7 protein-coding genes are annotated in these 8,689 nt (G+C 49.5%); 4 read left to right on the forward strand and 3 right to left on the reverse strand.

Annotation, left to right across the window (positions count from 1 at the left end):
• The first annotated feature begins 48 nt into the window (after positions 1-48).
• A complete protein-coding gene (locus H6F88_RS02290) occupies positions 49-663 on the forward strand; it encodes a superoxide dismutase (protein WP_190641131.1) in 615 nt (204 codons plus the stop codon).
• Positions 664-810: 147 nt separating this feature from the next.
• Here the strand turns inward: H6F88_RS02290 and tpiA are convergent, their stop codons facing one another.
• A complete protein-coding gene (gene tpiA, locus H6F88_RS02295; protein WP_190641132.1) occupies positions 811-1,536 on the reverse strand; it encodes a triose-phosphate isomerase in 726 nt (241 codons plus the stop codon).
• A gap of 364 nt (positions 1,537-1,900) precedes the next feature.
• On the opposite strand from tpiA, the gene H6F88_RS02300 reads away from it, so the two are divergent.
• On the forward strand, positions 1,901-2,413 hold the full coding sequence (locus tag H6F88_RS02300) for a hypothetical protein (protein ID WP_190641133.1): 513 nt from the start codon (positions 1,901-1,903) through the stop codon (positions 2,411-2,413).
• Between the two features lie 278 nt (positions 2,414-2,691).
• Here H6F88_RS02300 and H6F88_RS02305 read toward each other — a convergent pair whose 3' ends face one another.
• The gene (locus H6F88_RS02305; RefSeq protein ID WP_190641134.1) at positions 2,692-3,336 is read right to left on the reverse strand and encodes a YqiA/YcfP family alpha/beta fold hydrolase; all 645 of its coding nucleotides are present in this window, start codon (positions 3,334-3,336) and stop codon (positions 2,692-2,694) included.
• 110 nt (positions 3,337-3,446) lie between these two features.
• On the opposite strand from H6F88_RS02305, the gene H6F88_RS02310 reads away from it, so the two are divergent.
• Both H6F88_RS02310 and H6F88_RS02315 read left to right on the forward strand, forming a co-directional pair.
• Positions 3,447-4,607: a succinate--CoA ligase subunit beta gene (locus H6F88_RS02310; RefSeq protein WP_190641135.1), complete on the forward strand. Its 1,161-nt coding sequence runs from the start codon at positions 3,447-3,449 to the stop codon at positions 4,605-4,607.
• On the forward strand, positions 4,604-5,521 hold the full coding sequence (locus H6F88_RS02315; RefSeq protein WP_190641136.1) for a CoA-binding protein: 918 nt from the start codon (positions 4,604-4,606) through the stop codon (positions 5,519-5,521). The genes H6F88_RS02310 and H6F88_RS02315 overlap by 4 nt, the downstream gene beginning before the upstream one ends.
• On the opposite strand, the gene H6F88_RS02320 is transcribed toward H6F88_RS02315, so the two are convergent.
• The gene (locus H6F88_RS02320) at positions 5,518-8,466 is read right to left on the reverse strand and encodes a glycerol-3-phosphate acyltransferase (protein WP_190641137.1); all 2,949 of its coding nucleotides are present in this window, start codon (positions 8,464-8,466) and stop codon (positions 5,518-5,520) included. The genes H6F88_RS02315 and H6F88_RS02320 overlap by 4 nt on opposite strands.
• Positions 8,467-8,689: the final 223 nt, after the last annotated feature.

The following is an 8,689-nucleotide window of genomic DNA, read 5'->3' on the forward strand; positions in this document are numbered from 1 at the left end:
AAAGTTTACAATAAGGTAAGCGTGATGACTCCAATAGGAGGAAAACCTATGGCTTTTGAATTGCCATCCCTTCCATACAGCAATGACGCGCTAGAGCCTTATATCGATGCGCAAACCATGCAAATTCACCATGACAACCATCATGGAACCTACGTAAGCAAGCTCAATGCTGCGTTAGAAAAGCATTCTGACTTACAGAACAAGTCTGTTGATGAGTTGATTCGTGACTTAAACACGCTACCCGATGCGGTGAGAACAGCGGTACGCAATAACGGGGGCGGACACTTTAACCACACCATTTTCTGGACGCTTATGGCTCCCAATGGTGGGGGAGAGCCAAACGGGGCGATCGCCCAAGCAATCACTGATACATTTGGTGATTTCGAGAACTTCAAGCAACGGTTTAATGATGCGGGCGCGGGTCAGTTTGGTAGCGGTTTTGTTTGGCTAGTTCGCACTGCTGACGGCAAGCTAGACGTGGTTAGCACCCCAAATCAGGACAACCCATTAACCGAAGGGCATTTCCCCATCATGGGCAATGACGTGTGGGAACACGCTTACTATCTGAAATATCAAAATCGCCGCCCCGAATACCTAAAGCAATGGTGGAACGTGGTCAACTGGAACGAAGTTAACAACCGCTTCGCTCAAGCTAGCCGATAGGGTTACGATTTAAAGGGATCGGATTTGGTCACTGACCTGATTTAGAGAACTTGCAGGGACGTTTTACGAAGCGTCCCTGCAAAGCGTAGATGTTGGCGAATCAGATCTGGGTTTAGCAATCTGGATTTAGTAACGGATGACTTTGCTCTACTGAAAGTTAACAATTCGGGCAAAGTCAGATGGCTCGAGGCTGGCACCACCTACCAATGCACCATCAATTTCGGGCTGAGCCATTATTTCGTCAATGTTGCCAGGTTTTACAGAGCCGCCATATTGGATTGGCACGTTTGGATTAGTGAGTTGGCTACGAATCAGACCAATCACTCGGTTTGCTTCAACCGCCTCACAGGTATCCCCTGTGCCAATCGCCCAAATGGGTTCATAGGCAATTACTAGATTGTCTTGATCGACCTCCACCAGGCCCCGCTTTAGCTGCTGGGTGATTACAGTTTCAGTCTCACCCTGGCTGCGCTGATCCCCAGTTTCTCCAACACAAAGAATTGGCGTTAATCCGTGCTGTTGAGCTGCTTTGAGCCGCAGGTTCACCGTTTTGTCAGTTTCGCCAAAATACTGTCTACGTTCACTGTGCCCCACGATTACGTAGCGCGCCCCTAGCTCTTTCAGCATGACGCCAGAAATCTCACCAGTGTATGCTCCTGCGGCTTCCCAATGGATATTCTGTGCACCGATTTTGATGCGGCTTCCGTGTAAATTTTTGGATAAAGCTCCCAGAGCGGTGAATGGAGCGCAAAGCAAAATTTCCCGATCATCGGGAGTTTCATTCAGATGGTTCATAAACCCTTGCAGAAATTCCAGCGATTCCGCCTGGGTTTTGTACATTTTCCAGTTGCCAGCAATAACAATCTTTCGCACGGATGCCACAGTGTAGGGTTCAACACATTACGCAATGCATCCTACAGTTTAAGGTGTACCTGGATCAATCCCAGAGTTTTTTGTAACGATTTCAGGCAAATGCAGGTCAAACAGATTTGCTTAGATAAAATAAATCTTCATCTCTGCTTCAAAATCTCTTGATTGTTGCGTCGCGATCGCCTTAATTTCTTGCCATAAAATAAGGCAATGGGCGCAGTACAAATCACTAGGTTTTCTTGCTTTTCCTGATGTCTGTTCTATCTGGCGATTTTGTGAGGCAATCCGTGTCTGAGCTACCAGCACCTTCACAAAGATTTAGACATCTATCAAGTCGATACAGGCTGCTACTAGTAGCGCACAGTTTATGAATGGGCGAGAAAATGGGTCTAGTACAAATAACCATCAGTGCCAACTCGTTTCAGAATGCTCGAATGAGTCAGACATTCTGAACCAGATTAAGTGTGGGCATTTGCTAATGGTGAATGACCGACGACGAAACGGTCTGATTTTGTGTAAAGCCTATCATGCTGAATTTGCTGGACCCGGTGCCGCAGTAGGCAGCTTTTTCGACGTAGACTGTGAGCGCGTTGTACCCGTTGGCGACCTGTCTTTAATTTCCCCTGAATCTCATGAGGAGCGTCAAAAAGCCTATCTTATCCGGCGGCAGTGGATTCGCCTGACGCAGCAGTTTACCGATAAATCGCAACCGCTGCAGCGGGCGCAGATGATTCTGAATCAGTTTGAAAATTATTTTGACCAGGAAACGATTGAGCGAATTCCTGATGACGCATTTGCGCTATTAGTTGGGGTTTTGCCCTATTCGGTGAGAATGGTACGTCGCCCTCCTGGGCAGCTCAACGTTAAGGTCAAGGTTTAGGAGTTCGCGACACATCAATTCCTATGAAGGGCGTACTGTGGTGCGCCTTCATCCATATCTGCAACATCTTCACACCAAACTAGTGGCATGTCGAGCTTAGAATGTTGGGTTCCGCTGCGCTTCACCCAACCTACGCAAGCTACACAAGTTGAGAAGAACTGTAGGTTGGGTGGAGCAGAGCGGAACCCAACACTTTAGACTTGCCGTACTACTAGTGTAGAGTTTCAGAATTTGGGTGCGATCGCACTAATGACAATTAACAAATAGTAGTTCACGACCTAAAGCTGACAAAAGGTTTGAATTTCTCGCCAGATTTCAGGTTGAACATTCGCTAGAGCATGGTCGCTGTCAAGTTCGATCAGTTTGACCCAGGGGCGTTGATTTGCAAAGTCGCGGCTCGCCTGCATGGGAATCACCTCGTCAGATTGACCATGCAGAATCAAGGTAGGAAGCGATCGCTGTAGCTTTGTTTCTTCATATTGGGCAGCGTCAGTTACAAAGTTGTAGTGTAGGGGCAGCATTCGCTGTGCGCTGTAGTGATAAACCGACAGATATTGCTCTGTCTGCCAGCGCTGCACTTGCTCGGGACCAAGCTTGGGTAACCAGTGCGCCAAAAATTGAAATGCGGGGGCTAGCAGCACTAAGCGCTCGACCTGAGGCTGATATTCTCCTAACCAGGCGGCGGTTAGTCCACCCAAACTAGACCCAATCAAGGTGATAGGCTGTGGAACCGGTGGAAATATAGATTGGATTTGCTTGATCTGACGGCTTAAGGTCAGATGCGTGAAGTCTTCTTGATTCAAATCGGGAGTTTTGAGGTCGATTTTGAGCGATTGGAAGCGATCGCTCAAATACACTGCTTTAGCTGATTGAGGGCTAGAGGCAAATCCATGCAGATAAATAAAAGTATCCATTGAACTCATCGTGGAAACCTATAAACAAAAATCTATAGAAACATGCCTGATGTTGATTCACAGTTTGCAGAGTCGAGATAGATGCGCGACACTATCTTCTTTAGGGGTGACTCGTCACAATGGACTTGTTGGAATATCAGGCTAAGCAATTGTTTCACGAGATGGGAATTCCCATCTTGCCCTCGCAGCAAATCAACCATCCGAAGGATCTGAAGGGCTTAAAGATTCCTTATCCTGTTGTACTGAAATCTCAGGTCTACACAGGTGGGCGGGGCAAAGCAGGCGGGATTCGCTTTGTAGAAAATACAATCGATGCAGTTGCTGCGGCTCAAACTATTTTTAATTTGCCAATCACAGGCATGTATCCTGCTGTGCTGCTGGCAGAAGCAAAGTATGACGCGGATAGGGAGCTTTATCTAGCCGTGATATTAGACTGGTCGGCCCGTCGTCCACTCTTGCTGGGTTCCCAGCAGGGCGGGCTGGACGTAGAAGCGACTATTGGCGCAATGCAGCAAGTTATTGTGGATCAGGAGTTTTCTCCTTTTTATGCTCGCAGGCTGGCGTTAAAAATGGGGCTGCAGGGAGAACTGATTCAGTCGGTGAGTGACATTTTGGAGAAAATGTATCAGCTATTCCTGCAAAAGGATTTGGATTTGGTTGAAATCAATCCTTTAGCAGTGAGTCCTGCGGGAGAACTGATGGCACTAGACGGCAAAATTACAGCGAATGACGACGCATTGGGACGGCATCCGGATTTGGCTGCTCTCCAGGCGAAAATTCCCAATCAGATTAAAACCAGAATCTTGCCAAGGGACTTATCAGAAACGACATTGGTGGAACTGGAGGGCAATATTGGCATCCTCTGTAATGGTGCAGGGCTAACGATGTCCACGGTGGACTTGGTTCACCAGGCGGGAGGGCGGTTGGCTAGTTTTCTAAATCTGGGGAGTGAGTATCGGCACAATGATTCGCCTGCAGTTTTGCGCGACCGGATTCAGCAAGGGCTAGAGTTAATGATGCAGAGCAAAAATCTAAAAGTTGTATTGGTGAACATCCTGGGAAACGTAATGCTTTGCAAACAGACTGCGGAGGCGATCGCCACTCATTTACAGCGTCAGCTTGATAGCTGCACAACACCTTTTGTGGTCAGACTAGTTGGGGATCAGTTTGACGAGTCCCGTCAGATGCTCCAAGCGTTGAAACTCCCTTTGTTTGACGATTTAGACGAGGCGATCGCCGAAGCAATTTCTCTTAGCAATAGCGTTTTAAGGGCAAAATGAATTTCACTTTAGAGAGCAAGGTATTGGTTCAGGGCATTACTGAACCACTCGGTTCTATCTATGCGCCATTGATGCAAGCTTATAGCGGTCAAATTTTAGCTGGGATCAGTCCTGGGCATGGCGGGCAAGAACTAGAAGGAATTCCAATATTTGACCTGGTTGAGCAGGCTTTGTTTAGTGTAGGCACAGTGGATACAAGCGTAATTTTTGTGCCGCCCTATCAGGTGTTAGATGCGGCGCTGGAGGCGATCGCCGCCGGAATTCGTCAACTCATCGTGGTGACAGAAGGAGTGCCACCGATGGACATGATGCGCTTGTGCCGGATTGCAGAAGCAGCCGAAACCCTGGTTGTCGGGCCAAACTGCCCCGGAATTATTGTGCCTGGTCAGATTTTGCTAGGTACTCACCCAGCGGAGTTTTACACGCCTGGGAAGGTGGGGATCGTGAGCCGTTGCGGAACGCTTACTTATGAAGTGGCAAGAGAGCTGTCTCAGGCTGGGTTTGGGCAGTCGATCGCTTTGGGAATTGGGAGCGATCGCGTTATTGGTTCGACCTTTCAGCAGTGGCTTCAAATCCTAGACGAAGATGAAGAAACCGAGGCAATCGTGCTTGTCGGCAAAATCGGCAGCGACAGTGAAGAAGTTGCAGCTCGGTACATCATTGAGGCGATTGATAAACCTGTAGTTGCGTACATTGCGGGCCGTACGTTGCCTCAGAGTCAATACACAGGACATGCTGGAGCGGTAGTCTCTTCTCAAATTGCTGGATTGAGAGATGAAGTAGGCACTGCCAAAAGCAAAATTGCTGCCCTCAAGCAAGCAAAAGTTCCGGTTGCAGAACGTCCCTCTCAGTTACCTGATTTGCTGAAGCAAGTGCTTAAGGGTGGCACCAAATCCAGCCCTAAAAAGGGCTAGGGCAAAATTTCTACTGTGCCTTGCTGTCCGTCAATCTGTACTCGCTGCCCATCTTGCAATCGTTGAGTGGCGTTGCGAATGTCCATAACTGCCGGAATGCCATACTCACGAGCAACGATTGCTCCATGCGAGAGCCGCCCTCCTACTTCTGCAATTAAGCCGCCTGCCCTTGCCAACAGGGGTGCCCAGCCAGAATCGGTGTAGGGCACGACCAGAATCGTTTCGCGATCGACTTCTGGCAATCGCTGCAAATTTTGTAGCACTTTTACCCGTCCGATGACTCGACCTGGGCTTGCTCCAATGCCGCGCAGTTGGCGGGCAGTTTGTCCAACAGACTGCGATTGATAGGTCAGCATGGGCGGATCGTTGCCGTATACCAAAGCTGGCACTGACCGAAGCCGATGGTCTTGCTTGAGCTGCGATCGCCGTTCTGCAATCAGGTATGACAAGTTTTCTCGCAGTTTTAGATCTGACTCAGCAATGAGTCGCTGAATCTCATCGAATTTGAGAAAGAAGATATCTCCTGCTTGCTCCATTACACCTGATGACAGCCACAGTCGCTCCAGTGCTACAAAGCTCCAGCGCAGTTCTGCCAGCAGGCGACTGTAGAGCACCGTAACCTGCGCCTTCAGGTTCAAGCGAGATTGAACCTGGGTTGCCTTCCAGCTCTGCCGTAACTTAACTGCTGCGTCAGATTCTGCTGGCGGGTTAAACAGAAACTGGGTAAACAGGTCTTTGACGGGCTGCGGGTCTTCTTTCCAGGTAGAAACTGCGATATCCGTTCCTACACGGCTGAGATAGCCATAGCGATCGAGAAACTGGTTGAACTGCTCTAGAACCGTATTTTTGACACCATCCGGGTTGTCTATAAGAGCAGCAAAAACCGCAGAACTGTTAGGCTGAAGCGAGTCCAACGACATTGAAGAACGAGCATTTGCGGTTAAGGTTTGGAGCGATCGCAAAGCATCTACTTCGGGCATCTGGCTGGTGTCTAACTCTGCATCTTCGACTTTAAATAGCGCTTGCCGAATTGAGACGCTGAGTGGAGCCAAAATACTGTAGTAGGTTGCTCGCTTCAGCAATTCCAAAATTTGATTGATGCGTCCCAGCAGCGCTACGCTCGACAGTTCCTCCACGGGCTGAGCTTCGAGGTCAGCAAGTCCTGAAACAAAATGTTGCTGTTGATCCTGGTCAAAATCCTCTACCAGACGCAACTCTCGTCCCATGAGCCGCAGGAGCCCCGGTACATTTTTCAGCGTTGATGTTAAGGGCGGCTTGCTGAATCGGGCTCCTCTAGTAAGAAAGTCCAGACTTTCTGGCGGCAAACCCATGCGGCGAAAAATTTGCCCCAGCAACGAAGCATTGAAGTAGGCAGAGGAGTGGTGCAGCGTTGCCGTTTCATTGAAATCTAGCCCACGAGCGCGATCGCCCAGCACAATGGTAAAAATTTCACCCCAAACACCACAGGTGAGAGGACGGTTAATCGACCAGGTTAAGGGATGAATTAAGCCAGGAATTACTTCCGCCGCAATCTTACGCGTCCAGATAGGCAACAGCGTTGTAATGGGACGCGACTGCAACAGCCAGAGTTGCTGACCGTCATAGCTCCACTCAATGTCCTGGGGAACGCCATGATAGCGGGCTTCCAGATGACGAACCAGATAAGCTACCTGCTGAATCAGACGAGGCGGCACGTCCCCCGAACCTTCCACCTCAAGCGACAGCATATCGGGCAATCGCCAATCAAACGGATCGGTTTGGGGATCTTCACTAAAGTGAAACTCAATATCCTCGACCCAAACCCGATATTGCTCTGGGGTAAACTGCCCTGATACAATCCGCTCTGCACCACCGGGTAAGGCTTCGATGACAACTGCATCTCCTTGACGAGCGATCGGGTCACGGCTAAAGGCAACTCCCGAAAAAACACCCTGGATCTGATGCTGAATCACAACTGCCATTGCGCTTTCTGGCACTTTTAGGTCTTGCCGATATTGAACAGCGGCAGGACGGCTGTAGGAAAGCTGACATTGGGCGATCGCCTGCTCCAATACGGGCTGACTCGTCACTCTCAAAATCGACTCATACTGCCCTGCTGCGGATGCGATATCGGAGTCTTCACCGATTGCAGAAGATCGAACCACCAATGGTTCTTCAGCAGAGGGTTGCAATAACTCCAGTAAAGGAGCAGGATCGTCTCCTGGAGGCAGCACCCAACCCATTGGCACCGGATAGCCCCAACGACGCAACTGGGAAAGCGTTGCTGCTTTGTGACCAACTTTGTCAGGGTTGAGGTTGCGATCGAGCGAGAGAATGGCGCGATCGCCCCTAAAAAACTGAAACACAGACTGAGAATCTCCTCGTACTGCACCAGTGGACAGATTCAAGTCATCAGGAATTTTTTGATAAATCCAGGCTAATAACAGACTCAGGGTTACTGCTGCGCCTACCACTTCACCGCTATGGGGATGGCGGAGAGCCGTGACTAGTGGCAACAAAATCAGAACAGATGTGCGTCCTTGCTTACGCTCACGCAGAATTGTAAAGGTAGCGGCGCTAATCAAAAAAATCAGTCCTGCCCCAACCCAGTCGAACGCAATGTAGCCCCACACTACGTTAGTCGTACCTGCGCCATTACTGATCCAGTAACGTCCCATCACCAGCGCGATCAGCGCCATCAGTTCCCAAACTGGGTCAGTTGGAAAGAACTGCCTCGCTAACCAAACAGCCGCAATTCCCTTCAGTGCTTCCGACAAGACGGCCAAAATTCCAACAAGTCGCCCACCGTGATAAAACGCCGCTGAAACACTGACATTTCCCGTGCCAATCTTGGATAGTTGCCGACCCGTCAATGCCCGTGTAATCCAACTGATCAGGGGTAAACCACCCACAAGTGGACAGACTAAGAAAATGAGCAGTGATCCCCAAACCTGCGTCAGCGTCATGAGCGTATCTAATCTCAGCAATTTTGGGATATGTCCCTGGATGATTATAGGGGCGATCGCTCAGTTCAAACGCTCTATCTCAAACCAAAATGCAAAAAGCGCCCCCTTTTGGGAGCGCTTTTGCTTGAGCTGTGACTAGAGTCTAGCCAACAATGCTAGGAGCCTTCACAGAAGCGAGGTCGAGCGGGAAGTTGTGAGCATTGCGCTCGTGCATTACTTCCAT

This window comes from Oculatella sp. FACHB-28 (assembly GCF_014696015.1).
Classification (GTDB): domain Bacteria; phylum Cyanobacteriota; class Cyanobacteriia; order Elainellales; family Elainellaceae; genus JAAUTN01.

Coding starts and splice junctions, on each gene's coding strand:
- H6F88_RS02310 (WP_190641135.1), top strand. CDS start 3,447: ATGGACTTGTTGGAATATCAGGCTAAGCAATTGTTTCACGAGATGGGA.
- H6F88_RS02315 (WP_190641136.1), top strand. CDS start 4,604: ATGAATTTCACTTTAGAGAGCAAGGTATTGGTTCAGGGCATTACTGAA.
- H6F88_RS02305 (WP_190641134.1), bottom strand. CDS start 3,336: ATGAGTTCAATGGATACTTTTATTTATCTGCATGGATTTGCCTCTAGC.
- H6F88_RS02290 (WP_190641131.1), top strand. CDS start 49: ATGGCTTTTGAATTGCCATCCCTTCCATACAGCAATGACGCGCTAGAG.
- H6F88_RS02320 (WP_190641137.1), bottom strand. CDS start 8,466: ATGACGCTGACGCAGGTTTGGGGATCACTGCTCATTTTCTTAGTCTGT.
- H6F88_RS02300 (WP_190641133.1), top strand. CDS start 1,901: ATGAATGGGCGAGAAAATGGGTCTAGTACAAATAACCATCAGTGCCAA.